Below are 26,451 nucleotides of genomic sequence, written 5' to 3' on the forward strand. Positions count from 1 at the left end.
CGCCGGTCAGCCGGCGGTCAGCCGCCTGGTTCGAGCAAAAGCAAGGGCCTGCCGGTGGCATCGTGCAGACCCGACTGCAGGTCGCCCAGCTGCCGGATCGATGGACACAACGCCTGGATGCGTGGCTTGAGCGCCGCTTCGAGCCGAGCCACCACGCGAGCCTGGCCACCGGTGGATACGGACGCAACGCGGTCGCGCAGCGCCGCCGCTCCCTGCAGGTCGCCGTTCATCGCCAACCCCATGGCCTCGCTGCCGACGTCCTGGGTAAGGATGGGTGTCACATCGGACACGATTTCCTGCGCATAGGCACGCATCGCATCCTCCTGCCAGTCGCGCGTGCTCTGGCTGGCGGCGATGCGCCGCTTGATGTCCGCCACACGGGCATTCAACACCCGGTCGAGTTCGCCGCTGCCCGCCGCGCCCGGGGCAGCCGTGGCGGCTTCGTCCCGCACGGCACGTGCGGCGAGGTCGACACCATCGTTCGCGATCGCCTTGACCTTCGGAACCAGCGCCCGGACGTTGCGTTCGAAAAGGGCGACGCGGTCCTGCTCATCGGGTCGAAGCGATACCGCCCGCCCGTCGGTCGTCAGGCTGCCGTCTTGCATGCGCACGCTGCGCGGAGCCGCATCGGCGCGTTCGAACACGAGGCTGTCCGGCCGCACCGTCAGGTCATACGTGCTGGCCACCTGGCAGGTGGTGCCCAGGTCCTGGGCCGCCACCCCACCTGCAAGGCAGGTGGCGATGGCGAAGACGAGCAGGCGTGGTGTCATGGCGGGTCCCGGCGGAAAACGCTTCGATAGCCGGCGGCGAACGAATGCCGGCTGAACCGAACCGATCAGAACGCGGGCTGGGCGAACTGCTGGCGTACCGACACGCTGCCGAGTATCCACGACAGCCAGGCCAGCACGGGAACCGAAACGACCTTGAGCACCAGGCCGATCAGCAGGATCGTGCGGTGTTTCTGTCCGGCCGCCAGCAGGTCCGCCGGCAGTCCGGTCTGGGAAAGGACCGTGCCGAGCTGGCTCCACTGGTCGAACGAAACCCACGCGGTGTAGGCGGCCCAGACCAGCAGCAACAGGGCTACGACCCGCATCGCGCGTCGCCCCCATTCACGCCAGCGCAGCGTTCCGAGGCTCAAGGCCATCACGACGAAAGCCGCCAGCGCATAGGCGAGCGACCACAGCAGGCCGATGCGCGGGTCGCCCGCGCCCGCGGCGATCGCTTCGGCGCTCACCGCACCCACCGCATGGGCGAAGAGTACCGAGGCATAGGTGTTGATCACGAAGCCGGCGGCGGCGAGCAGCATCACCAGCCAGACCACGATGCGCCACGGAGCGAAGGGACGGGCGCGCCTGGCACCCTTGGCGGCCTGGAACACGATCAGGCGCCCGCTTTCTTCAGCGCGGCGAGATCGGCCAGGACCTGGCCCGAGTTCTTCTCGGGATCGACATCCTTATAGACCTTGACGATCTTGCCGGCCGGGTCGATCAGGAAGGTCTCGCGCAAGGCGTACTTGGTATCGCCATGGCTGGTAAGCACGGCGTACTTCGTGGCGACGGCGCCGTCCGGGTCGGACAGCAGCGGGAACGGCACGTGGTACTTCTCGGCGAACTCCGCATGCGACTTGACGTCGTCCAGGCTCACGCCCAGCACCACCGCGCCGGCCTTGTGCAGCTTGGCGATGTCGTCACGGAAGGTGCAGACCTCGGTGGTGCAGCCGGCGGTGAAGTCCTTCGGGTAGAAATAGAGGACGAGCCACTTGCCCTGCTCGGTTTGCAGGGTGTGCCATTCGCCCTTCTGGTCCTGCAGGCGGAAATCGGGGGCTTTCTCGCCCACCACGGGGCTGGAAGCCCAGGCGGCGGCGGAGACGATGCACAGGGCGATGAGGCTGAGGAGGCGGCGCATGGAGGAACCTCGATGGGTGGGGATCGCGGTGAGTGTACTCGCGAGGCTCCCAAGGTTGCGCCCGCCACGCCGGAACGCAAGGTGGACAAAAAAAGAGCGCCTCCTTGGAGGCGCCCTCGAGACCACCACGCGCCGGTTGTTACTTCCGCGCGATCTCGAACTTGCTGACGTCCACGCCGAGGTTGAAACCGCGGCCGGTACCGGTGACGGCAAGGGACACCTCGCCCTTGGTCATCGCCAGGCTCTCGGCGCTCTTCACCGCGCCCGCATTGGCGCCGGCCGTCGCGTAGTCGCCGAAGATCTCGTTGATGTTCTTGACGTTGGTGAACTCGCCCTTGCCGTTCTCGATGCTGAACTTGCCGGCCGTGATACCGCCACCGCGGATGTGGATCATCACGGTCGCCGACTGGCCGTTATCGCAACGCACGTGACCCTGGCCATCGGCACGCTTGTAGATCGCGGCCCAGCCGCTCGTGCTGAAGGTCATGTGGCACTTGGTACCGCCCTCGGCAGCCTGGGCGGGCTGGACCGTAAAAGCACCTGCCGCCGCCAGAACCAGGGCGGCCATACCCGTGATGCGCTTGATCATGTTCGTTTCTCCGTTGAAAGGTGGCAGGGAACTGCGAGGCGGATTCTCCACTCACGAATGTGAAGAAACACGGAGCGCCCGACCAGCCGTTCAGGAACGGCCCGGCTAGATGGACGGCGGGTGAATTGGCCCCCTGGAACGCCGCCATGGTCCTAATATCGAGCCGTATCCGCTCGATGGAGGATTCCCCCATGCCCAAGAACATCCTGGTCGGCTACGACGGTTCGGAAACCGCCCGCCGTGCCTACCTTTTCGCCCTGGAACTGGCGGCCTGCTCCAAGGCGAAGGTCCACGTGGTCTCGGTGATGCAGGTGGACAACGGCGCCGACACGTCCGCCCTGATGATGACCGACATCCTGGAGGAGCGCCTGGGCGGCCTGCGCGAGGAGATCGCCGCGCTCGGCCAGCCCCCCGGCGTGCCCGTGGAGGTCGAGCTGGTACACGGCAGCCCCGGCGACGCCCTGCTCTCCTTCGTCGCCGGGCACGGCGTGGACCACATCGTCATAGGCCACACCGAGCGGGGCGCGCTCGCCCGCTGGCTGGTCGGGTCGACCTCCACCGATGTCCTGGCCAAGGCGCATGTGCCGGTGACCGTGGTGCGTTGACGCGCCGCCTTTGTCACAATCCCGTCATTGTGCCCCCGGGCACCAAGACCTGTGATCGAGGAACCTTCCGCAGTGAGCTACGCCTCCACCTTGCCATGGACGCTCGAAAAACTGGACCTCTCGCGCATCGACGTGGAGAAGGTCAGGCACAACGAAGATCTTTTCCTGCTCCTGTGCAGTTCGTCCTTCGTCGAAAGCGGCTCGGACCTGTACACGCACAACCTCGTCGACCACTTCGCCGGTGACGAGGAACTGCAAGGCTGGCTGCGCGACCATTGGGAGCACGAGGAGATGCAGCACGGCCGGGCACTGGCCGCCTACGTGCGCCACGTCTGGCCCGATTTCGACTGGGACGCGGGCTTCAAGGCCTTCTTCGCCCATTACGGCTCGGTCTGCACGTCGGAGGAACTGGAGCCGAACCGCGGGCTGGAACTGGCCGCGCGCTGCGTCGTGGAGACGGGTACGGCGAGCCTGTACCGCGCGCTCAACGAGGTCACCGACGAACCGGTGTTGCGTGAACTGACCAACTACATCAAGAGCGACGAAGTGCGCCATTACAAGCACTTCTACCAGCACTTCCGCATCTATCGCGAGCGCGACGGCATCGGCCGCCTGAGCACGTTTCGTACCTTGCTCAAGCGCCTGCGCGAGATCAAGAACGAGGACAGCGACATCGCGCTGCGCCACGTCTTCAACGTGCGCTATCCGGACAAGGCCCAGGACGACGCGGAATTCCGCCGCGTCACCTCGCGCGCGGAAGGCCTGCTCAAGCGGCACATTCCCGCCGAGATGACGGTGAAGATGCTGCTACGCCCGCTGGACCTGCCGCCGCGGGTGAACTCGATGCTCGAGTGGCCGCTGACGCGGATCACCGAGAAGCTGTTCCTGCACTGAGGTCATTTCTTCTTCGGCAGGGGCGTCCACTTGTCCGGATCGAAGCCGCCGGTCTCGAAGACGAGGGTGGTTTCGCCGCGGCTGATCGTCACCACGTCGATGGTCAGCCGTTTGGTCCGGGCCAGGTCCTTGAGGAACTGCGCGTCGTTGCGGAACAACAGGGCCGGTTCACCGGTCGGCGGGCGGAACGCCTTGATCGTCTTCGCCTTGCCGTCGAACGTGGCCTTCAGCGAGCAATCGCCCTTGCAGACGAAGCCCTTCCCGGTCGCGGCATAGAGGAAGACGCTCTGCCCCCAGTCGGTATGCCGGCGAAGGATCAGGCGCACCGTCTGCTCGCCCGTCGGCCGCGAGGACTGGATGGTGGCCGTGCTCTGCGTGCCGCCCTGCATGGGCGAGGTCTGGTAGAGCCACAGCGCGGCGAGGCGGGCTTTCTCGCTGGCCGCCTTGTAATTGGCTTCGAGTTCGTCGAGGGTCTTCTTTACTTCGGCCGCCGCGGGCGTGTCCGGGTATTTGTCGATGATTTCATGGCCCAGTTGCACCGCCGGGCCATCGTTGTGCAGCTTCAGCAGTTGCTGGTAGGTCTCCAGCTTCTTCGCGGCCTCCGCGGCCTGGTCGTTCGCGGCCGAAACCGGCGCGGCGGCTTGCTGGTCCTGCGATGAGGAACACGCCGTGGCAAGGACGGCGATGGCGAGGAGGATGGCGATACGTCGCATCATCTTGCGATTCCTGCTGGAAAGCCCCTAGCTTCGCCGCTCGATGCCGCGCCTGGCAAGGCGCGGCGTAAAATGCGGGGACGCCCCAAGGATTCCCCATGCCTTCGCCCACCACGGAAGCGGTCTCGCTCCTGCGCCATCGCGCCTTCCTGCAATTCTGGTTCGCCAAGAACGCCTCCAGCTTCGGTTTCCAGATGATGTCCGTCGCCGTCGGCTGGCAGATCTACGAACTGACCCACCGCGCGTTCGATCTTGGCCTGATCGGCCTCGCGCAGTTCGTGCCATCGGTGTTGCTGGCCCTTCCGGCAGGCCATATCGCCGACCAGTTCGACCGGCGCCGCATCGTCACGGTATGCCAGGCGATCGAATGGATCGCCATTGCCTTGCTGGCCGGATTCAGCCTGTCGGGCCATCTGACCGAGACGGGCATCCTCGCTCTGGTCTTCGTGGTCAGTGTCGCCAAGGCTTTCGAATTCCCCGCGCTCCAGTCGATGCTGCCCGCGCTCGTTCCCACCCACGTGCTTCCCCGCGCGATGGCCGCCAACGCCTCGGCGGGGCAGGCCGCGATGATCGCCGGACCGGCGCTGGGCGGCTTGCTCTACGTGGCTGGCGCCGCCACCGTCTATGGCGTCTCCGCGTTGCTCTACCTCGTGGCACTGACGCTGATGTCGCGCCTGGCCTACGACCACCTGCCGCCACGACGCGAGCCAGCCACCCTCAAGACCCTGTTCGCCGGGGTGCACTTCATCCGCCGCCGGCCGGCCGTGTTCGGCGTGATCTCGCTCGACCTCTTCGCCGTGCTGCTCGGCGGCGCGACGGCCCTGCTGCCGATCTTCGCCAAGGACATCCTGCACACCGGCCCGTGGGGCCTGGGCATCCTGCGCGCCGCGCCGGCGGTCGGCGCGTTGCTGATGTCGGTATGGCTGGCCCGGCATTCGCTGGAACGCCGGGTCGGGCCGATCATGTTCGCCTCCGTCGCGGGCTTCGGCGTCGCCACGCTCGTCTTCGCGCTCTCCACCACCCTCTGGCTGTCCGTGGTCGCGCTGTTCGCCCTGGGAGCCTTCGACATGGTCAGCATGGTGATCCGTGGCGCGCTGGTGCAACTGGAAACGCCGGACGACATGCGCGGACGGGTGAGTGCGGTCAACGCCATCTTCGTGAACACGTCCAACCAGCTCGGCGAGTTCGAGTCCGGGCTGCTGGCGGCCGCCGTGGGCGCGGTGAACGCGACCCTGGTCGGCGGCATCGGCACGCTCGTGGTGGTGGGCTTGTGGATATGGTGGTTCCCTTCCCTGCGCCGCCGGCAGGGCCTGGTGTCGGACCCGGAGCCGGTCGAGGGCGCCAGCGGCACGATCTGACACGGCGCCGGAAACGTGCTATTAGGTGGACGTCTATACCTCCAAAGGGTGAGGGTCCACCATGAAGCGCTTGCTCGTCGCCGTCCTCGTCATGTTCGCCGCGCCGGCCTTCGCCGCGCATGGGTCACCCTCCAGCCTCGATGCCGCGCTCGCCCAGGGCAAGCGTGAGCACAAACCGGTGCTGATCGATTTCCAGGCCGTGTGGTGCTACTCCTGCTACTACATGGCCAGCCATGTCCTCAACGGCAAGGAATGGGACGACCTCGAAAGCAAGGTCGTGTTCTACGAAGCCGACGCCGACAAGCCCGCCGACCAGGCATGGATGAAGAAGCTCAACGTCCACTTCCTGCCGACCTACGTGGCGATCGGGCCCGATGGCGAGGAGCTCGGGCGCATCCTCGCCGAACGGCCCCGTGACAAGTTCTATCCCGAGGTCGCGGCCCTCCTTTCCGGCGATGCGCGACTGTCCAAGCAGAAGTCCGACGCCGCCAAGGGTTCGATGGCCGCGGTGGCCGACGTGCTGGATACCTACCAGCAGCGCTACCAGGGCAACGAAGGCATCGCCTGGTTCGACACCCTGCCGGCGATGGTGCGCAACGTGTCGGACAAGGACAAGCGCGTGGCCTTGGCCAAGCAGCGCCTGCTCCTGCTGCAGGCGAAGGATCGCAAGGACGACAAGGGCATCGCCGAGGCCGCCACCCGGGTCCTCGCCGGCAACATCGGTTGCGAGCGTCCCTACGTGCTGGACGACCTCATCGGCGCCACCGAATCGCAGCACCCGGATTCCCGGCAGTCGGCGCTCGCGCCGCAACGGACGCCCTACGAGCAGTTCCTCGCCACGCAGGTATTCACCGCCACGCCCGCATGCGCCGACCAACGCAGCGCGGTATTGACGGCGGCGGACCTCGATGCGGCGCTCGGCGACCACGCCGCCGAACAGGCCGTGCTTCGCAAGGCCATCGACCTCAGCCGTGAAAAGCTGCACGGCGATCTGAAGAGCGACCGCAACCTCGCCGATAACTTGCGCGTATACCTGGTCCGCGCGAAGGCGGGCGACGAACTGGATACCCTCGAAAAGCAGCTGATCGCGGCCTATCCGGACGACTACGTCTACAACTACCGCTACGGCCGCCGCCTCGTCGAGGGCGGCAAGCCCGCCGAGGGCCTTCCGTACCTCGACGCGGCATCGAAGAAGGCGTATGGCGCGAATCGCTTCGCGGTCGCGACGTATCAGGTGAAGGCTTTGCGCGCCTTGCATCGCGACGACGAAGCACGCAAGCGCGTGGCCGATACCGTCGCGGCGGAAGGCAAGGCGTTTCCCGAACAGACGAAGAAATTGCAGGAGGCGTTGGCCGCGGCGGGTTGATCGGTTCGGGCTCCCTGTGAGCCATGCCGCATCCCCGCTGCTAACCTGCGCATACCTCCCGGTCCGAAGCAGCCATGATCGTCATTCATCATCTGAATAATTCGCGGTCCCAGCGCGTGCTCTGGCTGCTCGAGGAACTCGGCCTGCCGTACGAACTCGTGCGCTACCAGCGCGACCCGAAGACGATGCTGGCCCCGAAGGAACTTCGCGCCATCCATCCCCTCGGCAAATCGCCGGTGCTGGTGGACGGCGACATCACCCTGGCCGAATCCGGCGCCATCGTCGAATACCTGGTCGGGCGCTACGGCGAGGGGCGGCTCAAGCCCGCCGCGGGCACGCCCGATGCGCTGCGCTACAGCTACTTCCTGCATTACGCGGAAGGGTCCGCCATGCCCCCGCTGCTACTCAAGCTCGTGTTCATCCGCATGGAATCGGCCCCCGTGCCCTTCTTCGCCAAGCCCATCGCCCGCATGCTGGCACGCGGCGCGCAGAAGGCCTTCGTCGACCCGCAGATCACACTGCACCTCGACTACCTGGAGGGCGAAATCGGCAAGACCGGCTGGTTCGCAGGCAATGAATTCAGCGCGGCGGACATCCAGATGAGCTTTCCCCTCGAGGCGGCGTCCAGCCGCGCGACGCTCGACGCCACCCGCCCGGGTTTGCACGGATTCCTCGAACGTATCCATGCCCGCCCCGCTTATCGAAGGGCATTGGAGCGGGGCGGCGATTACGACCTCGTCCGTGCCCGGCCAGGCTGAATCCCTCTTCAACCCTCGTGCGCCTGTTTACATCACGCTCACGAGGCGGACCGCAAAGTCGCTTTCCAACAGTAACGTTGTAGAGGGAGCCATCCGATGAGCAGAAACCGCGAATTCGCGCGTCAGGTCGAGAGCGCCGTCAACGGTGTATCGGGTCGCGTCCGCCAGTACGCCGACGAGGCCTCGGGCGTCGGCAACGACCTGCTCGAACGTAGCCGCCGGGTCACGAACAAGTTCGCGAAGCGCAACAGCATCAGCGGCCAGCGCATCCGCTACCTGGCCGAAGATGTCGCCGACGAAGCAACCTACCAGTACCGCAAGCTGCGCAAGCAGGTACGCCGCAACCCGGGGCTCACCATCGGCATCGCCGCCGCGGCGATCGGCAGCTTCCTGCTGATCCGCCACGTGCTGCGCGAGGACGATTGACACCCGTCGTCAGGGCTAGCGACAGGAAAGGCCGGGAGCGATCCCGGCCTTTTTTTGGTTCACTTCACCGGATGCTGTTCGACCACCTTGTCGACATGCCATGTCACGCGTGACGCATCCTCGGGGGCGTCCTTCGCGTGCACCTCGGTGATCTTCAGCAGGTATTCGTTGCCTGGCTGCCAGTCGAAGCCCTCGATCGGCACGTAGGTCAACTGCCAGGCGTCCGTGGCCTCTTCGCGATACTGGAAGCACTCGGTCTTCATGACGCCGTTCGTGCACGGCGCCTTCGTCGCGGCGATGTACAACAGGCGGGAACGCGAACCGTGATCCGCCGGCGCCGTGGCGCACGCGGCCAGGCTCAAGGCGATGGCGGCAAGGAAGGCTAGGCGCATGGCGTGTATCCGCGTTCGTCGACAAATCGATAGATAACAGGATACCCATCGACACCGCGTGATGCGAAAACGACGAAGGCCGGATCGCTCCGGCCTTCGTTAACATTCCATCGCGCTGGCGGTCAGACCGTCATCGGATTCGGCTTGTCCATGTCGAGCTTGTATTCCTTGATGGCACGGCTGACGTCCTTGGCGTTGACCTTGCCGTCCTTCGCCAGGGCGGCGAGGGCGGCGTGCGCGATCCAGTAGCGGTCCACCTCGAAGTGGCTGCGCAGGTTCGCACGTGTGTCGCTGCGGCCGAAACCGTCCGTACCCAGCACCGTGTAACGCATGCCGTCCGGCATGAAGGCGCGGATCTGGTCGGCGAATTCACGGACGTAGTCGGTGGCGGCGACGGCGGGGCCCTGGCGGTCCGACAGCAACCCGGTGACGTACGGCACGCGCTGCGGGCTTTCCGGATGCAGGCGGTTCCAGCGCTCGGCGTCGAAGCCTTCGCGGCGGACTTCCGAGAAGCTCGGCACCGACCAGATGTCCGAGGTCACGCCGAAATCCTTCTCCAGCAACTCGGCGGCCGCGATCACTTCGCGCAGGATCGTGCCCGACCCCATCAGCTGCACGCGCGGCTCGTTCTTCTTCGCCTTGCCACCGTCCTTGAACAGGTACATGCCCTTGACGATGCCTTCCTCGCTGCCCTTGGGCAGGTCGGGGTGGGCATAGTTCTCGTTCATCACGGTGATGTAGTAGTAGACGTCTTCCTGCTCCTGCATCATGCGGCGCGTGCCGTCCTGCAGGATCACCGCCAACTCGTAGGAGAAGGTCGGATCGTAGGAGATGACATTCGGGATGGCGCCGGAAAGCAGGTGCGAATGGCCGTCCTCGTGCTGCAGGCCCTCGCCGTTGAGCGTGGTACGCCCCGAGGTGCCGCCGATGAGGAACCCGCGCGCGCGCATGTCGCCTGCCGCCCAGCACAGGTCGCCGATGCGCTGGAAACCGAACATCGAGTAATAGATGAAGAACGGCAGCATCGGCACGTTGCTGATGCTGTAGCTGGTGGCCGCGGCGAGCCAGGCACTCATGCCGCCGGCTTCGCTGATGCCTTCCTGGAGTACCTGGCCCTTCTGGTCCTCACGGTAGTACAGCAGCTGGTCGGCGTCCTGCGGACGATACTTCTGGCCGAACGGCGCATAGATACCGATCTGGCGGAACATGCCTTCCATGCCGAACGTACGGGCCTCGTCGGCGACGATCGGCACGAGACGCGGACCGAGTTCCTTGTCGCGCAGCATGAGGTTCATGCCACGGACCAAAGCCATGGTCGTGGAGATCTCGCGATCGCCGGTGCCCTTGGTGATCTGCTCGAAGGATTCGAGCGTCGGCGCCTTGAACGACTGGTCGGCCTTGCGGCGACGCTGCGGCAGCGAACCGCCGAGCGCGCGACGGCGCTCGAGCATGTACTGCACTTCCTCCGAGTCCTTGCCGGGGTGGTAGTAAGGCACCTCGTCGAGCTTGTCGTCGGACACCGGGATGTTGAAGCGATCGCGGAAGGCGCGGATCGCGTCGGTATCCATCTTCTTCTGGTTATGAGCCGGGTTCTGCGACTCACCCGCGGCACCCATGCCGTAGCCCTTCACCGTCTTGGCGAGGACGACGGTCGGCATGCCCTTGGTGTTCACCGCCGCGTGGTAGGCCGCATAGACCTTATGCGGATCATGCCCACCGCGGTTCAGGCGCCAGATGTCGTCGTCGGACATGTTGGCCACCAGTGCGGCGGTTTCCGGGTACTTGCCGAAGAACTTCTCGCGCGTATACGCGCCGCCGAAGGCCTTGCATGCCTGGTACTCGCCGTCGACGGTTTCCATCATCAGCTGGCGCAGCTTGCCCGTGGTGTCGCGGGCCAGGAGCGGGTCCCAATAGCTGCCCCACACCACCTTGATCGCGTTCCAGCCGGCACCGCGGAAGACACCTTCCAGTTCCTGGATGATCTTGCCGTTGCCACGCACGGGACCGTCGAGGCGCTGCAGGTTGCAGTTGATGACGAAGATGAGGTTGTCGAGGCCTTCGCGGCCGGCCAGCGAGATCGCGCCGAGCGACTCCGGCTCGTCCGACTCGCCGTCGCCCATGAAGCACCAGATCTTGCGATCGCTCTTCGGGATCAGGCCGCGATGTTCGAGGTACTTCCAGAACTGCGCCTGGTAGATCGCCTGGATGGGGCCGAGGCCCATCGACACGGTCGGCACCTGCCAGTAGTCCGGCATCAGGTAGGGATGCGGGTAGGACGACAGGCCGCGGCCCTTGCCTTCCACTTCCATGCGGAAGAGGTCGAGCTGGTCTTCGCCGATACGGCCTTCCAGGAAGGAACGCGCGTAGACGCCCGGCGCCGAATGGCCCTGGTGGAACACCAGGTCGCCCGGATGGTCGGCGCTCGGGGCGCGCCAGAAATGGTTGAAGCCCACGTCGTACAGCGTGGCCGACGAGGCGAAGCTGGAGATGTGGCCGCCGAGGTCACCCGGCTTGCGATTGGCGCGCACGACGGTGGCCAGCGCGTTCCAGCGGATCAGCGAGCGGATGCGCCATTCGATCGCGGCATCGCCCGGGCTGCGCGCTTCCATGTGCGGCGGGATGGTGTTGACGTACTCCGTGGTCGGGTCGAACGGCAGGTAGCCGCCGGCACGACGGGTGGAGTCGACCATGCGCTCCAGCAGGTAATGCGCGCGCTCGGTGCCGTCGTGGTTGATGACGGCGTTGAGCGACTCGACCCATTCACGGGTTTCGGTGGGGTCGAGGTCCTGGTGAAGGATATCGTCGATCTGGTCCATGGATGCTCCGCTCGCGCGTGACGCGCGCTCATGGGGACTGAAGAAGCCCGCTGGGGTGGCGGGAAAACCTTTCCATGATAACTCAAGGTTTCCGCATACGCGGCGGTATGGGGGGTTTGGATCGTGGCAAGTTGGGTTCTGGTGGGGGTTCGGTGGGTTTCGCCCACCGCCCGCCAATCAATCAGTTACGACAGTTCGCGGCTTCCCCGCCCGGATCTGCGCCTCGACACAGGCCACTGAGGTCATGTTGACCACCCGGCGCACCGTGGCCTGCGGCGTGAGGATGTGGGCCGGCTTGGCCACGCCCATCAGGATCGGGCCGATGACCACGCCGTCGCAGAGCACGCGGACCATGTTGTAGGCGGTATTGGCCGCGTCGAGGTTGGGGAAGACGAAGACGTTGGCCTTACCTTCCAGGCGCGAGTTCGGGAAGATCCGCTCGCGCAGTTCCGGCGTCAGGGCCACGTCCGCCTGCATCTCGCCCTCGACCTCGAGGCGGGGGACTTTCTCCCGGATGATTTTCAGCGCGTCGCGCATCTTGCGGGCGCTGCGCGTCTCGCGCCCCCCGAAATTCGAGTGCGAGAGCAGCGCGATCTTCGGCTGGATGCCGAACAGCTTCAGGCGGATGGAGGCCTGCAAGGTCGCCTCGGCGATCTGCTCCGCGCTGGGGTCGTCCTGCACATAGGTGTCGAGGAAGAAGAACGTGCCCTTCTCCGTCGCCACGGCCGCCATCGCCGACGCCTCGGCGATGCCGTCGTCCAGGCCGATGATGTTGGTGATGTATTCGAGCTTGCTGTGGTACGTGCCCACCAGCCCGCAGATCATCGCGTCGGCTTCACCGCGCTCGACCATCAGCGCGGCGATCACGGTCGGCCGCGAGCGCACCACCGCCTTCGCGGAGGCGGGCGTCACGCCCTGGCGCTCCATGACCGAGTGATAGAGGCGCCAGTAGTCCTCGAAACGGGGATCGGAATGGATGTTGCACATCTCGAAGTCCACGCCCGGCTTCAAGCGCAGGCCCGCGCGCGCGATGCGGCGTTCGATGACGTCCGGACGGCCCACCAGGATCGGCCTGGCCAGCCCCTCGTCCACCACCGTCTGCACGGCGCGCAGCACGGTCTCTTCCTCGCCCTCGGCGTACACCACGCGCTTGGGGTCGGCCTTGGCGCGGTCGAACACCGGCTTCATCAGGAGACCGGTGCGGAAGACGAAACTGGTCAGTTTCTCGATGTAGGCGGGGAAATCCTCGATGGGCCGCGCGGCCACGCCGGAATCCATCGCCGCCTGGGCGATCGCCGGCGGCAACTGGATCAAGAGACGCGGATCGAACGGCTGCGGGATCAGGTATTCCGGCCCGAAGCTCGGCGGCTTGCCGCCGTAGGCACGCGCGCTCACGTCGGAGGCCTCGCGGCGCGCAAGCTCCGCGATCGCCTTCACGCAGGCGACCTTCATCTGCTCGTTGATGACCGTGGCGCCGACATCCAGCGCGCCGCGGAACAGGTAGGGGAAGCACAAGGCGTTGTTGACCTGGTTCGGGTAGTCCGACCGGCCCGTCGCCATGATGCAATCCGGACGCACGGCCTTCGCATCTTCCGGAAGGATCTCCGGATTGGGATTGGCCAGTGCGAAGATGATCGGTCGCGCGGCCATCGTGGCGACCATCTCCGGCTTAAGGATGCCGCCGGCGGAAAGGCCCAGGAAGATGTCGGCACCCTCGACGATCTCGGCCAGCGTGCGCTTGTCGGTGTCGCGCGCATAGCGCTGCTTGTCCGGGTCCAGGTCGGTGCGCCCCGTGTGCAGGACGCCGTCCCGATCGAAGGCGAGGATGTTTTCCTTCCTCATGCCCAGCGTCACCAGCATGTCGACGCAGGAGATGCCCGCGGCACCCATCCCGGTGGTGGCGAGTTTCACGTCCTCGATCTTCTTGCCTGTGACCAGGAGCGCGTTGATGACGGCGGCGCCGACGATGATCGCGGTGCCGTGCTGGTCGTCGTGGAAGACCGGGATCTTCATGCGTTCGCGCAGCTTGCGCTCGACGATGAAGCACTCCGGTGCCTTGATGTCCTCGAGGTTGATGCCGCCGAAGGTCGGCTCCAGGCTGGCGATGATCTCCACCAGCTTGTCCGGGTCCGACTCGTCGATCTCGATGTCGAACACGTCGATGCCGGCGAATTTCTGGAACAACACGCCCTTGCCTTCCATCACCGGCTTGCTCGCCAGCGCGCCGATGTTGCCGAGCCCGAGTACCGCCGTGCCGTTGGAGATCACCGCGACCAGGTTGGAACGCGCGGTAAGCTCGGCGGCCTCGCCCGGATCGGCGACGATGGCATCGCACGCGGCCGCCACACCAGGCGAATACGCGAGCGAGAGATCGCGCTGCGTCAACAGCGAGGTGGTCGGCGTGACCTTGATCTTGCCCGGTCGGGGAAGGCGGTGATATTCGAGAGCGGCTTGCCTCAGTTCCTCGGAAATGGCCATGGGATCCTGTGGGACGTAACGGGAAAAAGGAAAGGCGGACGGGGCGGTGGCGCCGCGACGTAAGCTGCCATGTTAGCACCGCGCCACGCGGTCTCCGCCGTCACCGGTGTGTTGCATTGCGACAAGCAGTGATACCGATTCCGACCTATCAACGGCATGCATACCTGCATTGCCCGGCCGTGCGCCTGCGTACGCTCGGCGGTCCTTCGCCACGCAGGAACCGCCATGCTCCGCCTCACCTTCGTTCGCGCCGTACTCGCAGGCGCCGTCCTTTCCATGCTCCCGGCCGGACAGGCCATGGCGGACACCTCGACGCTCGCGGATCTCAAGAAACGGCTGGCTCGCCTGCCGATGGATGGCGTAACGGCGACGTCGGTGCACCTGCCACTCGGCGACGGCCGGTACAGCCTGTTTCGTGTGCGCGATTCGAAGACGCTGCCACCCGCGTTGGCGGCGAAGTTCCCCGGCTTGCGCAGTTTTCGTGGCATCGACGCCGATGGAAGGACGGTGCGGCTTGACCTTTCACCGGGTGGCGTGAGGATGAGTGTTCGGGATGGACCCCATGAATGGACGATGCGCGCACGCACGACAGCGGAATGGCGCGCGTCGCCTGTCCATGGTGCCGGCGCGCGCCCGTTCGCGGCCGTTGCCGCGGACGCTCGCCGCCTGGTACACCCAGCCGCAGAGCATCGCCCCGCCTCGCGTGGGGGAAGCATCCGTCATGACTTCCGCCTCGCGGTGGCCGCCAGCAGCCGCTACGTGGCCCATTTCGGCGGCACGACGAAGGGAGCCCTCGCGGAAATCGCCCACGTGGTGAACCAGGCGAACGAGGTGTTCGAGACGGACGTAGGCGTGCATTTCACCCTGGTCGCTGGCAACGACAGGTTGATCCGCTCCCGGCCGTCCCGCGACCCGTTCAGGCACGAAGATCCCGGTCCCGCGGCCGCCAACCTGATCGATCGTGAGATCGGTGCCGGAAATTACGACATCGGCCATGCCCTCACCGATTACACGGGAGGGGAAAGCCACATCGGCACGTCGTGCAGCGACGCTCGCGACGCCGATTTCCTCGCCACGCACAAAGCCGCCGCCTGGAGCGGACACGCCGATCCCGGGACCGCCGCTTCCGAAGCCATCGGCTTCATGATCCACGTCCTCGGCCGCCAGCTGGGCGCCTGGCCAACCGCCAGCGGATGCCCCGACGCCACGCTCGAGGGCAGGGCGTTCGAACCGGGCAGCGGCAGCACCGCGATGGGCCTCGCACCGTCCAGCTGTGGGCATGAACGTCCGCTCCAGGCGCATGCCGACCGCTACTTCCACGCGGCCAGCCTGGAGCAGATGCAGGACTGGCTGGCATCGCGCGGGGGAGGCTGTGCATTCCGATGGATCAACCCCGCCAGCGCGGCATGGATCGACCCCGTCCCGCTGGCCGGGCAAGCGGTGATCCCCGCACGTACGCCGTTCGTTCTCGACGCGCGCGCCGAGCCCGTCGCGAAGGGCCGGCGATTGAGCTACGCGTGGGAGCAGATGGACCCCTCCATCGGCCGGCGCGACGTGCTGGCAGGGCATGAGGGCGGACCTCTTTTCCGTTCGTTTCCGCCCATGCCGAACGGACGAAGGGTGTTCCCGAGGATGGCGGTGGTGCTCGGCGACGAACCGGCTGGCCCCGAAGAGGCCTATCCAACCACCACGCGCTCGCTCAACTTCCGCCTCACGGTTCGCGACAACGGCGGCGAAGCATCGACGGTCACCCATGCCGACACGCGCCTGCTGGTCGTCGATACCGGCAGGCCATTCGCGGTGCTCGACGACGGCTCGTCGCAAATCGCGTTCGCCGGAAAAACCATGGCCCTGCGCTGGGACGTCGCCGACACGAACCGGGCACCGGTTTCCTGCCACTTCGTATCGATCGACCTCTCGCTCGACAACGGCCGCACATGGTTGGAGCCGGCACTCGCCATCGATGAGCCCAACGACGGCGAGGCACGCTTCTCATTGCCGCCGGATGCAACCAGCGAGCGGGCTCGCCTCCGGGTGAGCTGTGATTGGCGTCCGTTCTTCGCCGTTTCGCCGCGATCCTTCGCCATCCGGCGTATCGCAAGCCGCTGACGCGCCGGACAGGAATCGGCCTACAGATCGCAGGGTGGCAATCAGGTCTCATGAGGCGCCCGACGACGTCGGGTGCCTCCCCGAAAGGATTCCCCATGCACAAATTCCGCCCCCTGCCCCTCGCCATCGCCGCCCTCCTGGCCACTGTCGCCGTCGACGATGCCCTGGCGCGCGAATTGTGGAGCGACGCCACGACGCCGCTCGCCACCAGCACCATGCGAACCGCCACCGCGCAGCCCACGAAATTCCGACGCGTCACCCTGGACGCCGACGCACTGGCCGAGAGCACGCGCGCTTCGCGTGGTTCCGCCCGGCGTGTCGTCGCACTGCCCTTGCCGGACGGCGGCATGACCGACGTCGAACTGGAGGACTCCGCCGTGCTACCACCCGGGCTCGCCGCGCGTTTTCCCGCGCTTGGCAGTCTGAAGGGCCACGATGGCGACGGCCGCCAGGTACGACTCGATATCACCGCCGACGGGTTGTACGCCTCGGTCCGCGACCGCGAGGGCGACTGGATGGTCCAGCCGGAAGCAGCCGGAACGCGCGCAGGACGCTCTCCGGCTCGGTCGCATATCGTCTTCCGACGTGCCGACGCGCCGGCGACCCAGAGACAGGAGCATGACGACGTGATCGATGCCACGGCGGCATTGCCACGGGCGGTCGCGGCACGTGGCAGCGCCACCGCCGTCCTGCGCACGTTCCGCATCGCGATGTCGGCTACCCATTCCTACACGAAACACATGGGCGGCACGGTGGAGGACGGGCTCGCCGGCATCGTTCGCACGGTCAACCGGATCAACGAGATTTTCGAGAACGATCTCGGCGTGCACCTCGTGCTTGCCGAGGGAAGCGACCGGCTCGTGTTCACCACGGCCAGTGCCGATCCGTTCTCCAAGGTCGCTGCAAACGACTGGAAGATGGCACTGCACAACGTGAAGGTCGTCGACGAGGTGCTCGGCAAGGACGCTTTCGACGTCGGGCATGTCATGGACGGACAGCGGAATGCCGGAGTGGCCGGGGCCATCGGCAATACCTGCCAGACTTGGTCGGGCAAGCATGCGGAACGCCAGCACTCCAAGGCAGCGGGCATGACAGGGAGCACGCGGCCCTTCGAGGATGCCTTCCACGTGGACTTCGTCGCCCACGAACTCGGCCATCAGTTCGGTGCCCGGCATACGTTCAACGGTTGCAAAAAGGATGCGCGTGACGAGGGTAGCGCCGTCGCTCCTGGCAGCGGCTCCACGGTGATGGGCTACGCCGGCATTTGCGGCTCGCACGACCTCCAACCGCATAGCGATCCTTACTTCCATGGCACCAGCATCGACCAGATCCAGTCATGGCTCGCAAGTACCGGCGGAGCGTGTGCCAAGGCCCGCGTGAACACGTCGCCCGCGCCCTTGCTGGATACGCAGGACTGGCACCGCCCGATGGTCGTACCTGCTCGCACGCCGTTCCGGCTCACGGGGCTGGCCCGGTTCGCCGACCCGGCCGCGCGCATGACCTATACCTTCGAGCAAACGGACCTCGGCGACATGCAGGAGACGGAAGACGTTCTCACGGATACCGGCTCCGGCCCGCTGTTCCGTTCGCGACCGCCGCATGCGGAGAGTGAGCAGACCTTTCCTTCGATGTCCGTCCTGCTCGGCGACGAACCGGTCGGACGCGGAGACGCGTATCCGGAGACTTCGCGCGAACTCCGCTTTCGCCTGACCGCCAGGGATAACCGCGATTTCCGCTCCCATGTCGTCTCCGCGGATCGCACCGTAAGCATCGTCGATACAGGCAAGCCGTTCGAGGTGACCTTGCCGAAAGCGGGGGCCACTCTTCAACGCGGCAAGGCGCGACAGGTTCGATGGGAGGTGGCCGGTACCGTCGGCGCACCCGTCTCTTGCAGCCGGGTGCAGATCGACCTCTCGCTCGATGGAGGACGCAACTTCCTCGATGTATCGTTGGCGGACAAGGTTCCCAACAAGGGCCGGGCGACCATCACGGTACCCGACAGCGTGCCCACGTCACGCCACGCACGCCTGCGGGTAGGCTGCGCCGATGGACGATTCTTCGCCCTGTCTCCCGGTGAACTCATCCTCCGCTAGCCGGACATCAAAGGCCGAGGGAGATTTCCTCGGCCTCTACGCCAGCCATGTGAATGTGGTTCACGAACAGCGAGAACGCGAGTTTCCCGGCGAGCCCGTGCACGTGCTGCATCCACGGCGGCAGGTAACGTGGCGCCGCTATGTCTCCGCTCTCGAAGTGGGCTTCGAGGCTCATGACATCGTGCAACGCCAGCTTTCCCGCGAACAGGTTGCGCAGGAGGTCCAGGCGTCGCTGGCGCAGCGCCCAGCGGAAGAACGTGTGCACCGCGAGCAAGCCGCTCAGGTACACGTTGTCCTTGGCGAATGCCGATCCACCCGTGAGCGGCACGCCGCGGAAGACACGCTGCGTCGAGTGGAAACTGTCCGCCACGTTTTGCCCGCAATCGCGGAAATAACGGAATACCTCGACGAAATCGGCACCGTTGAGGGCCATGTCGATAGCGAGGATGCGCAGGCTGATACGTTTCAGGCGGGAGATATCGATCGCTCCCGACATCAATTCGGCGAAGACGGCCAGGCCTTCCTGCGTTGCCGTCACGCGCGGCGAGGTGCGCGCAAGCGACGCGAGCACGGGCTGCTCGCGTCCGTTCAACGCGGTTAACGAATGCACGAAAGCCTCGTGCGCCAGCAACTGGTGGCGATCGTATTCGGTGAAGCGCACGCCGCCACGCAGACGGATACGCGTGGCGCCTGCCGCGGCCTTCGCCGTGAGCTCGGGATCGACCTCCACCGAAATGGTGCCTGGCGCGAAGAAGGCGTCCAGCAGCTCCGACATGTCCCGCCGCAGTTCCTCGGCGGGAATGCTGCCGGTGGCATCTTCCGTATCCAGGTCGGCGCCCAGTTCATCCGCCAGGTTCACGAAATACCGCGCGGCGTCCAGATTGCTCCGATTGCTTCCCGGGATGGCGTCCCCGGGTTTGCCGTAGAGCGCGATGGAGGCTTCGGTCACGCCGTTCGTGCCGGCCGCGTCGAGCATGAGGGTGGCGATCCGCCAGGATTCGGCCGTGCGTCGCAGGTATTCGGCGATCGGATGGTCCTCGTCGACCTCCGCCTCGATCGCCTCGAGTTGCGCCCGGGTTTCGCCGAGGTCCGGCGGGCGGTAGCGAATGTCGGGGATCGACAGGCGTCCGGCACCGAACTCCGCGATCAGGCGCTCTTCCACCGAGGCGGGCCAGGAGATCGTGGCCAGGATACGGATGGGGCGGACCGCGGCGAGAAGGCGCTGGTCGAGCGCCGCATAGCGCCGCATCTCGGCCGAAAGGTGGGACGGGGCGACATGAGCATGCATGGGGCCGGATTATAGGCCGATCGACCCACCCGGCCCCACCGGTTCAGCGCGACGAGATGTATTTCTCGCGGCGGATCTGCTGCACGGCCAGCCCATGTTCCTTGAGGGCCGCGAACGCGGCGTCGACCATGTTCGGATTGCCGCAGAGGTAGGCGATATCGGTCTCACCGGACGGCTCCAGCTCGGCCAGCATGTCCTGCACATAGCCCAGGCGGTCGTGTGGCCGCGGATTCGGCCGGGCGCCGCGCGACAGGCACGGGTGGAACGTGAAGCCCTCGTGGGTCCGGGCGAAGGCCTCGAACTCCTCCCCATAGAGCAGTTCCCCCTCGTTGCGCGCGCCGTAGAGGAGCACGAACCGGCAGCCCCGGCTGGCCATCAGGGCTTCCATCTGGGGCAACATGGCGCGGTACGGGGTCACGCCGGTACCGGTCGCGATCAGGATATAGCGCTGGTTCCGGTCCGCCTCCATGAGGCAGAAACGGCCGTAAGGGCCGCTGGCGTCGATCGTGCCGCCCTGCTTCAGCTCGCCCAGCAGCCGGGTCGCGGCGCCTCCTTCGACATAGCTCACCGCTATCTCGATCCGCTCCACCGGGCCGCTGCCGTCGCCCACGGTGCCGACCGAATAGCTGCGCTTGGTGGGCTTGCCGTCGTCGTAGTGGAAGTGCACCTGGAGGAACTGGCCCGGTACGAAGGCCAGCGGCTGGCCATCCACCCGCTCGAAGGACAGGTGCCGCACGGTGGGCGCGAGCATGAAGCTGTCGGCGAGGCGGAGCTGGAATTGTTCGGCCATGGAAAGTCTCTGTTGACGCCGGGGAACGAGGCGGCCCGGCAAAGCCCGGTATAATAGGCGGCTTGTCATCCCGGCGCAGCCCATGACCACTCCCGCATTACACGTCAACGATTTACGCAAGACCTACGGCAACGGCGTGGAAGCCCTCAAGGGCATCTCCCTCACCGTCCAGCCGGGCGATTTCTTCGCCCTGCTCGGGCCCAACGGCGCCGGAAAGTCCACCCTGATCGGCATCCTGTCCTCCCTCGTGAACGCCTCCTCGGGCGAGGCCGAGGTTTTCGGGGTGTCCATCCACAAGAACCGCAGCGAAGCCATGCGGCTGATCGGCCTGGTCCCCCAGGAGATCAACTTCAACCAGTTCGAGAAACCCTTCGATATCTGCGTGAACCAGGCCGGGTTCTACGGCATCGGCCGCGCCGAGGCGTCGGTACGCGCGGAGAAGTACCTGAAGGAGCTCCGCCTCTGGGACAAGGCGCATCACCAGGCGCGGATGCTTTCCGGCGGCATGAAGCGCCGCCTGATGATCGCCCGCGCCATGATGAACGAGCCGAAGCTGCTGATCCTCGACGAACCGACCGCCGGCGTCGACATCGAGATCCGCCGTTCGATGTGGCAGTTCGTCAGCGGCATCAACGCCGCGGGCACGACGGTGATCCTCACCACGCACTATCTCGAGGAAGCGGAACAGCTCTGCCGCAACATCGCGATCATCGACCATGGGCGCATCGTGCAGAACACCACCATGAAGAGCCTTCTCGCCACGCTCGACGTGGAGACCTTCGTCCTCGACGTGTCGAGCGTGCCCGCCTCGCTGCCTGTCCTGCCTGGCGTCGTCCTGCGCGGCATGGACGATCACACCATCGAAGCCGAAATGTCCCGCGCTCACGACCTCAACTCACTGTTCGCCGCGCTGTCGACGCACGGCGTCACCGTCACCTCCATGCGCAACAAGGCCAACCGCCTCGAGGAACTGTTCGTCCGCCTGGTCGAGCACGGCCGGGAGAACGCGGCATGAGCGGTTCGACCAACCTCGTCGCCCTGGGCACCATCGTCCGTCGCGAAATCATGCGCATCATGCGCATCTGGACGCAGACCCTGATTCCGCCGGCCATCACGATGACGCTGTACTTCGTCATCTTCGGCAAGCTGATCGGCAGCCGCATCGGCCAGATGCACGGCTTCACCTATATGCAGTACATCGTGCCCGGCCTGGTCATGATGAGCATCATCACCAACAGCTACGGCAACATCTCCTCGTCATTCTTCGGCGCCAAGTTCGGGCGGTTCGTGGAGGAAATGCTCGTATCGCCGATGCCCAACTGGGTGATCCTGCTCGGCTACGTGACCGGCGCCGTCACCCGCGGCGTCATCGTCGGCGCCCTCGTGCTGGTCATCGCGCTGTTCTTCACCGACCTGCACGTGGCCCATCCCATCACCACCTTCCTCTCGGTCGTACTGGGCGCCACCGTGTTCTCGCTCGCCGGCTTCGTCAACGCGGTGTTCGCCAAGAAGTTCGACGACATCGCCCTGGTGCCGACCTTCGTGCTCACACCCCTGACCTACCTTGGCGGCGTGTTCTATTCGGTGGACCTCCTCGGCGAACCGTGGCGCAGCATCTCGCTGGTCAACCCCATCCTGTATATGGTCAACGCCTTCCGCTTCGGCGTGCTGGGTGTCAGCGACGTGCCCATCGTCACGGCCTTCGTGGTGATGATCGTGTTCGTCGTGGGCTTGTCCGCCGTCGCGCTGCGACTGCTCAGCCGCGGCGTGGGGCTGCGCTCCTAAGCGCATGCGGGTCAACAAGTACATCAGCGAAGCGGGAATCTGCTCGCGCCGCGAGGCCGACGAACTGCTCGTCGCCGGCCGCGTCACGATCAACGACGAGATCGTCGGCATGGGTGCCAAGGCGCTCGATGGCGACGTCGTGAAGGTGGACGGCGACGTGGTGGTGGCGCGCACCCTCGTCGCCAGCCCGGTCAAGAGCCGCGGCGTGTACATCGCCTTGAACAAGCCCGTGGGAATCACCTGCACGACGGATACCACGGTCGACGGCAACATCGTCGACTTCGTCGACCACCCGCAGCGCATATTCCCCATCGGGCGGCTCGACAAGGATTCGGAAGGGCTGATCCTGCTGACCAGCAACGGCGACATCGTCAACGAGATCCTGCGCGCGGAGAACCACCACGAGAAGGAATACCTCGTCGCGGTCAACAAGACCGTGACGGACGAATTTCTGAAGGGCATGGCCAAGGGCGTGCGCATCCACGGCCAGATGACCAAACCCTGCAAGGTCCGGAAGATCGCGAAGTTCGGCTTCGCGATCATTCTCACGCAAGGACTCAACCGGCAGATTCGCCTGATGGCAGCCGAGTTCGGCTATCGCGTGACCCAGCTGCGGCGCGTGCGCATCATCAACGTGAAGCTCGGCCACCTGAAGCCCGGGCAGTGGCGAAACCTGACCGACGCCGAACTTCGCGGCCTTCTGCCGCAACGCACCCAATGGTGATCGGCGGCGGCCGGGATCAGTACCCGTACAAGCCCCGCCCAGACCTGCGGCTTCCGCCGACATAACGACACGGGACCCTTGCCCGATACTGCAACCGCCGATCCCCGCGGCAATCTGCGTTTCGACAAGGACTCTCCCCGACATGAAGTCACATCTCCGACTGGCGTTCCTCGCCGGTTTCATTCCGATCGCCGCGACCGCCGGCGATTCGCGCGACATCGATATCTACCGGGAACTGATTCGCTTCCGTAGCCAACACCTGGGCGCTGAGCGGGCGTTCGACCTTACGACGCATGCGTTCCTCGGCCAACTGGTGGACGATCCCACTTCGTTCTACGCCGAGTCGAGCGAGACTCCTCGCATTACCAACGAAATCTGGTGGACCCTCTTCCTGGATGGCTTGCCGGGCGATCCCGCCGCGTCGTCGCACGCCGCACTCGAGGCATTGAGATGGCAGTCCGGCCTCAGCAAGGCCCGGCCGGGCGTCGACGTCCTCATCGACAGCCAGGCCATCGCCGCTTATCGCGGTCGCGAGGTGGCGGCGAACGCACGCAAGGCAGGGATAGATCCCGACATCTTCTGGAAGGCGGCCGACATGAATGGCTCGATGAAGACGATCGCGGCCGGATACGCCGTCGCATTGCAGATTCTTCGCGACCAGATGAAGGCGTACGATCCCGCGGATTACGGCCGGCGGGCGATCAAGCCCGATGTCTTCCAGCGCTACATGGCGCAGAACAACCCGGACCGGATAACCGAATACGACAAGCGCTACTTGCAGGACATCCTGCGCTACGAGATACGTCGAAATGGCACGGTGACGGATGCCGATAGCCGCCATGCGCTTCCTGCCGCCTATCGTGTCGCACGCACGGCCGCCGCCTATGCCGACAGGGCAGGCTACGCCAACGCGCGGGGCTTCTGCACGGCGGATCAGCCATCGCCCTGGCTGCCGAGGCGCCCCGTGGAAATGGAATACCACCAACCGCTGTGTTTCATCGCCGCGACCGACCGCGCCGTCCAGTCATGGTACCGGCGCGAACTGCGGCAGGAGGAGGCCCTCCTTCGCCACCGCGGCCACACCGAATCCTCGCCGGTCATGCACCTGATCATCGGCGTCCTTGCCTGGGTCGACGTGGTCTCCTTCATCGAAATCGTCGAGGCCGTCGTCGCCGAGGATCTCGTCAGCATCGGCACCCTCGACGAGGCCGATGCCGAGTTTGCGGCGAACCGTTCCACCCGTCTCACCTGCAGGATCGACCGATGATGAAGAACCTTCCCCACGCCGGCTCGTTCCTGGCGGCGGCCGCCCTGGCCTTTTCTTCCTGGACCGCGTGCGCCGGCAGCATCGCGATCGAAACCGGCGAAGGCGATATCGCCGCGCTTCTCGAACGGGACGCCAACGATTTTGCCGATGCGGTCGGAAAGGCGGTCCTCGACTTCAGCCCCTCGCCTCTCCTGAGCAAGACCTTCGTCAAACTCAGAAGCAAGGTCCAGGACGCGACGCTCGTGCGCATCGAATATACCTATGAGAAAGACGGCAAGACGGTGACACGCGTCTACCACGGTCGAAGCGGCCATTCGCTGAGGACGATTTTCGACAGGGTACCCAAGAGGCCTGGATCCTCCGACTCCGGCACCGAATCCCCGGCGACGGATTCAAGTGACGCCACCGGCGTCGTCGAAGCCGACGACATAGCGATGGATGCCGCCGAAGCCAAATACTATCCCGCTGAAACAGCGTTCGATCTGCGGGCCCGAAAGCTTCCGGCAAGCACATCCCGCCTGGAAGCCAGCGTCGTCGATGGCATGGACCACTCATGGGACGCCGAACTCAAGACGCTGCGCCGCATCGAATACGACATCGAGAAGAAAATCGTGCCAAGAGGTGGGCGGGTGACCGGCTATGTCAGCAAGACCGTCTGCGAATCGTGTCGCAAAGCAATCGATGCGTTTGCGCGAATTTTCGACGCCGACGGCACCATCTATCAATTGATCGATCCAGGTGCGAGCTCGGTGGCTGGTGAAGGTACTACCGCCATTCAAAGAAGCAGGGTGGTGTCGAACAACTTCCGCACCATGCGGAAGGCGTATGCCAAGACGGTCCTCAATCCCGCGCGCCACGCTCTCATGCGTAAGCAGCGACGTTCGGGGCTCGGCAACCTGAACAGGATCGAGCAGGAAGCAGTGGCCGTCGACGTACCGGCACAAGATCCGTGCGTCCCATGATGTCGACCGCATCCGCCCCGCAGCGCGATGTTTTGCGCAGGGCGTCCATCACGGCATTGTGCCTGGCCACGATGGACTGCGTAGCCACGACGGCCAACGTGGACGTATTGTCACACCTGCAACGGGAACGTATCGCGCGACTCGGCGCCGCCGATGCGCTGGCGCACTCCAACGCCGCGTTCGTCCGCCAGATGCTCGTGGATCCGGCATCGCCCTATAGCGGACTCATCGCCGAACCGGCATTCACGAACGAGGTGGAATGGCCCGGGCTCCTGGAGCGCATTCCGGGGGGGCCTCTCACCTTTCACCAGGCCCTCGCCGTGATGCAGTGGGATCTTGGCATGACGCGCGCCCGGCCAGGTATCGACATCACGATCAAAGCCGGGTATCGCGACGATTTCGCCTCGGCCAGCGCCACGAAGGCCGATGTCGATCCGGATATCTTCTGGCACGTGCTCGACCTGACCGGATACAGCCATTCGACGAAGGGGGCCGGGTACGCCGTGGGTCTGCAGATCCTTCGCCGCCAATTGGCCGAAACGCCGGAAGATCGACGGATCGCGTTGAATGTCGATCCCGATGTCTTCAAACGCATCATGCTTGCGCGTCACTTCGATGAAGTCACCGAGTATGACCTGGGGTATGTGTCGGCCCTCGTCCAGCGGCGCCTGGTTCATTGGAGCGTGGGCGAGCGAACCTCCCACGGACTGCGGGCCCTGCCCGTCGCCTACCGTATCGCGCGCGTTGCCGCCGCATACCGAGACCTTCAAGGCTACGAGGCCGGGTACCCATGCGATCGAGCCGCCAACACCGCCACCGGCACCGCCGGCACGGGAGTGGCCGGTGACGACCGTCCGCTCTGTTTCGCCGCCGCAACCGATCGCGCCGTGCATCGTTGGTACCTCGACGAGTACCTTCGCCAAAGCCGTGCCGTGCCCCATCGCGATAGTGGATTGGCACGTTTCGCGCATTTCGCCGGGGCCATTCTGGCCTTGATCGACATGGCGGGAGCGATGGAAGTCGTCGAGGCGCTCATTGCCGACGATCTCGTCGCGGCCGAGACGATCACTCGCGCCGAGGCCGATTTCGCCGCCGAACGCGCCAACGTCCTTTCCTGCCGAATCCCGGACTGA

24 protein-coding genes are annotated in these 26,451 nt (G+C 65.6%); 14 read left to right on the plus strand and 10 right to left on the minus strand.

The genetic code is table 11. The features are described from left to right. Positions 1-17: 17 nt before the first annotated feature. From AB6730_RS11670 to AB6730_RS11685, 4 genes are all read right to left on the minus strand, one after another. Positions 18-770: a DUF2884 family protein gene (locus AB6730_RS11670; RefSeq protein WP_371023776.1), complete on the minus strand. Its 753-nt coding sequence runs from the start codon at positions 768-770 to the stop codon at positions 18-20. A gap of 65 nt (positions 771-835) precedes the next feature. After that, complete coding sequence (locus tag AB6730_RS11675) at positions 836-1,378, minus strand: hypothetical protein (protein ID WP_371023777.1); 543 nt, start codon at positions 1,376-1,378, stop codon at positions 836-838. Between the two features lie 2 nt (positions 1,379-1,380). Continuing rightward, positions 1,381-1,905, minus strand: a complete 525-nt coding sequence (locus tag AB6730_RS11680) for a peroxiredoxin (protein ID WP_371023778.1) — start codon at positions 1,903-1,905, stop codon at positions 1,381-1,383. Positions 1,906-2,044: 139 nt separating this feature from the next. Next, entirely contained in the window at positions 2,045-2,494 is a 450-nt protein-coding gene (locus AB6730_RS11685; RefSeq protein ID WP_371023779.1) for a hypothetical protein, read from the minus strand. A gap of 191 nt (positions 2,495-2,685) precedes the next feature. On the opposite strand from AB6730_RS11685, the gene AB6730_RS11690 reads away from it, so the two are divergent. Both AB6730_RS11690 and AB6730_RS11695 read left to right on the plus strand, forming a co-directional pair. Beyond that, positions 2,686-3,099: a universal stress protein gene (locus AB6730_RS11690; protein WP_371023780.1), complete on the plus strand. Its 414-nt coding sequence runs from the start codon at positions 2,686-2,688 to the stop codon at positions 3,097-3,099. A 72-nt stretch (positions 3,100-3,171) separates the two neighbouring features. After that, the gene (locus AB6730_RS11695) at positions 3,172-3,993 is read left to right on the plus strand and encodes a ferritin-like domain-containing protein (protein ID WP_371023781.1); all 822 of its coding nucleotides are present in this window, start codon (positions 3,172-3,174) and stop codon (positions 3,991-3,993) included. Between the two features lie 2 nt (positions 3,994-3,995). Here the strand turns inward: AB6730_RS11695 and AB6730_RS11700 are convergent, their stop codons facing one another. Continuing rightward, complete coding sequence (locus AB6730_RS11700; protein WP_371023782.1) at positions 3,996-4,709, minus strand: hypothetical protein; 714 nt, start codon at positions 4,707-4,709, stop codon at positions 3,996-3,998. 95 nt (positions 4,710-4,804) lie between these two features. On the opposite strand from AB6730_RS11700, the gene AB6730_RS11705 reads away from it, so the two are divergent. The 4 genes from AB6730_RS11705 (at position 4,805) to AB6730_RS11720 (ending at position 8,614) form a co-directional block, all read left to right on the plus strand. Then, positions 4,805-6,064, plus strand: coding sequence for an MFS transporter (locus tag AB6730_RS11705; protein ID WP_371023783.1), 1,260 nt, complete (start codon positions 4,805-4,807; stop codon positions 6,062-6,064). A gap of 61 nt (positions 6,065-6,125) precedes the next feature. Beyond that, complete coding sequence (locus tag AB6730_RS11710) at positions 6,126-7,430, plus strand: thioredoxin family protein (protein WP_371023784.1); 1,305 nt, start codon at positions 6,126-6,128, stop codon at positions 7,428-7,430. A 74-nt stretch (positions 7,431-7,504) separates the two neighbouring features. Continuing rightward, positions 7,505-8,188 (plus strand): glutathione S-transferase, encoded by a 684-nt coding sequence (locus AB6730_RS11715; protein WP_371023785.1) that lies wholly within the window; start codon positions 7,505-7,507, stop codon positions 8,186-8,188. Positions 8,189-8,284: 96 nt separating this feature from the next. Next, complete coding sequence (locus AB6730_RS11720; protein WP_371023786.1) at positions 8,285-8,614, plus strand: hypothetical protein; 330 nt, start codon at positions 8,285-8,287, stop codon at positions 8,612-8,614. 59 nt (positions 8,615-8,673) lie between these two features. On the opposite strand, the gene AB6730_RS11725 is transcribed toward AB6730_RS11720, so the two are convergent. The 3 genes from AB6730_RS11725 to AB6730_RS11735 all read right to left on the minus strand — a co-directional run bounded on the left by AB6730_RS11725 (position 8,674) and on the right by AB6730_RS11735 (position 14,300). After that, entirely contained in the window at positions 8,674-9,006 is a 333-nt protein-coding gene (locus AB6730_RS11725) for a DUF4377 domain-containing protein (protein WP_371023787.1), read from the minus strand. A gap of 122 nt (positions 9,007-9,128) precedes the next feature. Further along, complete coding sequence (gene aceE, locus AB6730_RS11730) at positions 9,129-11,822, minus strand: pyruvate dehydrogenase (acetyl-transferring), homodimeric type (protein ID WP_371023788.1); 2,694 nt, start codon at positions 11,820-11,822, stop codon at positions 9,129-9,131. A gap of 177 nt (positions 11,823-11,999) precedes the next feature. Beyond that, complete coding sequence (locus AB6730_RS11735; protein WP_371023789.1) at positions 12,000-14,300, minus strand: NADP-dependent malic enzyme; 2,301 nt, start codon at positions 14,298-14,300, stop codon at positions 12,000-12,002. A gap of 225 nt (positions 14,301-14,525) precedes the next feature. Between AB6730_RS11735 and AB6730_RS11740 the strand changes: the two genes are divergently transcribed. Together AB6730_RS11740 and AB6730_RS11745 are read left to right on the plus strand one after the other, a co-directional pair. Further along, positions 14,526-16,409, plus strand: coding sequence for a reprolysin-like metallopeptidase (locus tag AB6730_RS11740; RefSeq protein ID WP_371023790.1), 1,884 nt, complete (start codon positions 14,526-14,528; stop codon positions 16,407-16,409). A 95-nt stretch (positions 16,410-16,504) separates the two neighbouring features. Further along, positions 16,505-18,502: a reprolysin-like metallopeptidase gene (locus tag AB6730_RS11745; protein WP_371023791.1), complete on the plus strand. Its 1,998-nt coding sequence runs from the start codon at positions 16,505-16,507 to the stop codon at positions 18,500-18,502. 7 nt (positions 18,503-18,509) lie between these two features. Here AB6730_RS11745 and AB6730_RS11750 read toward each other — a convergent pair whose 3' ends face one another. Together AB6730_RS11750 and AB6730_RS11755 are read right to left on the minus strand one after the other, a co-directional pair. Then, entirely contained in the window at positions 18,510-19,790 is a 1,281-nt protein-coding gene (locus AB6730_RS11750) for a flavohemoglobin expression-modulating QEGLA motif protein (RefSeq protein WP_371023792.1), read from the minus strand. A gap of 43 nt (positions 19,791-19,833) precedes the next feature. Then, positions 19,834-20,580, minus strand: coding sequence for an FAD-binding oxidoreductase (locus AB6730_RS11755; RefSeq protein WP_371023793.1), 747 nt, complete (start codon positions 20,578-20,580; stop codon positions 19,834-19,836). A gap of 82 nt (positions 20,581-20,662) precedes the next feature. Between AB6730_RS11755 and AB6730_RS11760 the strand changes: the two genes are divergently transcribed. The 6 genes from AB6730_RS11760 to AB6730_RS11785 all read left to right on the plus strand — a co-directional run bounded on the left by AB6730_RS11760 (position 20,663) and on the right by AB6730_RS11785 (position 26,451). Beyond that, entirely contained in the window at positions 20,663-21,595 is a 933-nt protein-coding gene (locus AB6730_RS11760; protein ID WP_371023794.1) for an ABC transporter ATP-binding protein, read from the plus strand. Continuing rightward, positions 21,592-22,365, plus strand: coding sequence for an ABC transporter permease (locus tag AB6730_RS11765; RefSeq protein ID WP_371023795.1), 774 nt, complete (start codon positions 21,592-21,594; stop codon positions 22,363-22,365). Before AB6730_RS11760 ends, AB6730_RS11765 begins: the two co-directional genes overlap by 4 nt. Positions 22,366-22,369: 4 nt before the next feature. Then, complete coding sequence (locus AB6730_RS11770; protein WP_371023796.1) at positions 22,370-23,089, plus strand: pseudouridine synthase; 720 nt, start codon at positions 22,370-22,372, stop codon at positions 23,087-23,089. 142 nt (positions 23,090-23,231) lie between these two features. Next, positions 23,232-24,356, plus strand: coding sequence for a hypothetical protein (locus tag AB6730_RS11775; RefSeq protein ID WP_371023797.1), 1,125 nt, complete (start codon positions 23,232-23,234; stop codon positions 24,354-24,356). Continuing rightward, positions 24,353-25,318, plus strand: coding sequence for a hypothetical protein (locus AB6730_RS11780; RefSeq protein WP_371023798.1), 966 nt, complete (start codon positions 24,353-24,355; stop codon positions 25,316-25,318). The genes AB6730_RS11775 and AB6730_RS11780 overlap by 4 nt, the downstream gene beginning before the upstream one ends. Next, positions 25,315-26,451 (plus strand): hypothetical protein, encoded by a 1,137-nt coding sequence (locus tag AB6730_RS11785; RefSeq protein ID WP_371023799.1) that lies wholly within the window; start codon positions 25,315-25,317, stop codon positions 26,449-26,451. The genes AB6730_RS11780 and AB6730_RS11785 overlap by 4 nt, the downstream gene beginning before the upstream one ends.

It is taken from the genome of Luteibacter sp. RCC_6_2 (assembly GCF_041360655.1).
Lineage (GTDB): Bacteria > Pseudomonadota > Gammaproteobacteria > Xanthomonadales > Rhodanobacteraceae > Luteibacter.

Excerpts from the sequence above, each read along its gene's own strand:
- AB6730_RS11775 (WP_371023797.1), top strand. The coding sequence starts at position 23,232 with ATGAAGTCACATCTCCGACTGGCGTTCCTCGCCGGTTTCATTCCGATC.
- AB6730_RS11770 (WP_371023796.1), top strand. The coding sequence starts at position 22,370 with ATGCGGGTCAACAAGTACATCAGCGAAGCGGGAATCTGCTCGCGCCGC.
- AB6730_RS11780 (WP_371023798.1), top strand. The coding sequence starts at position 24,353 with ATGATGAAGAACCTTCCCCACGCCGGCTCGTTCCTGGCGGCGGCCGCC.
- AB6730_RS11765 (WP_371023795.1), top strand. The coding sequence starts at position 21,592 with ATGAGCGGTTCGACCAACCTCGTCGCCCTGGGCACCATCGTCCGTCGC.
- AB6730_RS11700 (WP_371023782.1), bottom strand. The coding sequence starts at position 4,709 with ATGATGCGACGTATCGCCATCCTCCTCGCCATCGCCGTCCTTGCCACG.
- AB6730_RS11710 (WP_371023784.1), top strand. The coding sequence starts at position 6,126 with ATGAAGCGCTTGCTCGTCGCCGTCCTCGTCATGTTCGCCGCGCCGGCC.
- AB6730_RS11755 (WP_371023793.1), bottom strand. The coding sequence starts at position 20,580 with ATGGCCGAACAATTCCAGCTCCGCCTCGCCGACAGCTTCATGCTCGCG.
- AB6730_RS11760 (WP_371023794.1), top strand. The coding sequence starts at position 20,663 with ATGACCACTCCCGCATTACACGTCAACGATTTACGCAAGACCTACGGC.
- AB6730_RS11690 (WP_371023780.1), top strand. The coding sequence starts at position 2,686 with ATGCCCAAGAACATCCTGGTCGGCTACGACGGTTCGGAAACCGCCCGC.
- AB6730_RS11750 (WP_371023792.1), bottom strand. The coding sequence starts at position 19,790 with ATGCATGCTCATGTCGCCCCGTCCCACCTTTCGGCCGAGATGCGGCGC.
- AB6730_RS11705 (WP_371023783.1), top strand. The coding sequence starts at position 4,805 with ATGCCTTCGCCCACCACGGAAGCGGTCTCGCTCCTGCGCCATCGCGCC.
- AB6730_RS11715 (WP_371023785.1), top strand. The coding sequence starts at position 7,505 with ATGATCGTCATTCATCATCTGAATAATTCGCGGTCCCAGCGCGTGCTC.
- AB6730_RS11740 (WP_371023790.1), top strand. The coding sequence starts at position 14,526 with ATGCTCCGCCTCACCTTCGTTCGCGCCGTACTCGCAGGCGCCGTCCTT.
- aceE (WP_371023788.1), bottom strand. The coding sequence starts at position 11,822 with ATGGACCAGATCGACGATATCCTTCACCAGGACCTCGACCCCACCGAA.
- AB6730_RS11745 (WP_371023791.1), top strand. The coding sequence starts at position 16,505 with ATGCACAAATTCCGCCCCCTGCCCCTCGCCATCGCCGCCCTCCTGGCC.
- AB6730_RS11680 (WP_371023778.1), bottom strand. The coding sequence starts at position 1,905 with ATGCGCCGCCTCCTCAGCCTCATCGCCCTGTGCATCGTCTCCGCCGCC.
- AB6730_RS11785 (WP_371023799.1), top strand. The coding sequence starts at position 25,315 with ATGATGTCGACCGCATCCGCCCCGCAGCGCGATGTTTTGCGCAGGGCG.
- AB6730_RS11725 (WP_371023787.1), bottom strand. The coding sequence starts at position 9,006 with ATGCGCCTAGCCTTCCTTGCCGCCATCGCCTTGAGCCTGGCCGCGTGC.
- AB6730_RS11685 (WP_371023779.1), bottom strand. The coding sequence starts at position 2,494 with ATGATCAAGCGCATCACGGGTATGGCCGCCCTGGTTCTGGCGGCGGCA.
- AB6730_RS11670 (WP_371023776.1), bottom strand. The coding sequence starts at position 770 with ATGACACCACGCCTGCTCGTCTTCGCCATCGCCACCTGCCTTGCAGGT.
- AB6730_RS11735 (WP_371023789.1), bottom strand. The coding sequence starts at position 14,300 with ATGGCCATTTCCGAGGAACTGAGGCAAGCCGCTCTCGAATATCACCGC.
- AB6730_RS11720 (WP_371023786.1), top strand. The coding sequence starts at position 8,285 with ATGAGCAGAAACCGCGAATTCGCGCGTCAGGTCGAGAGCGCCGTCAAC.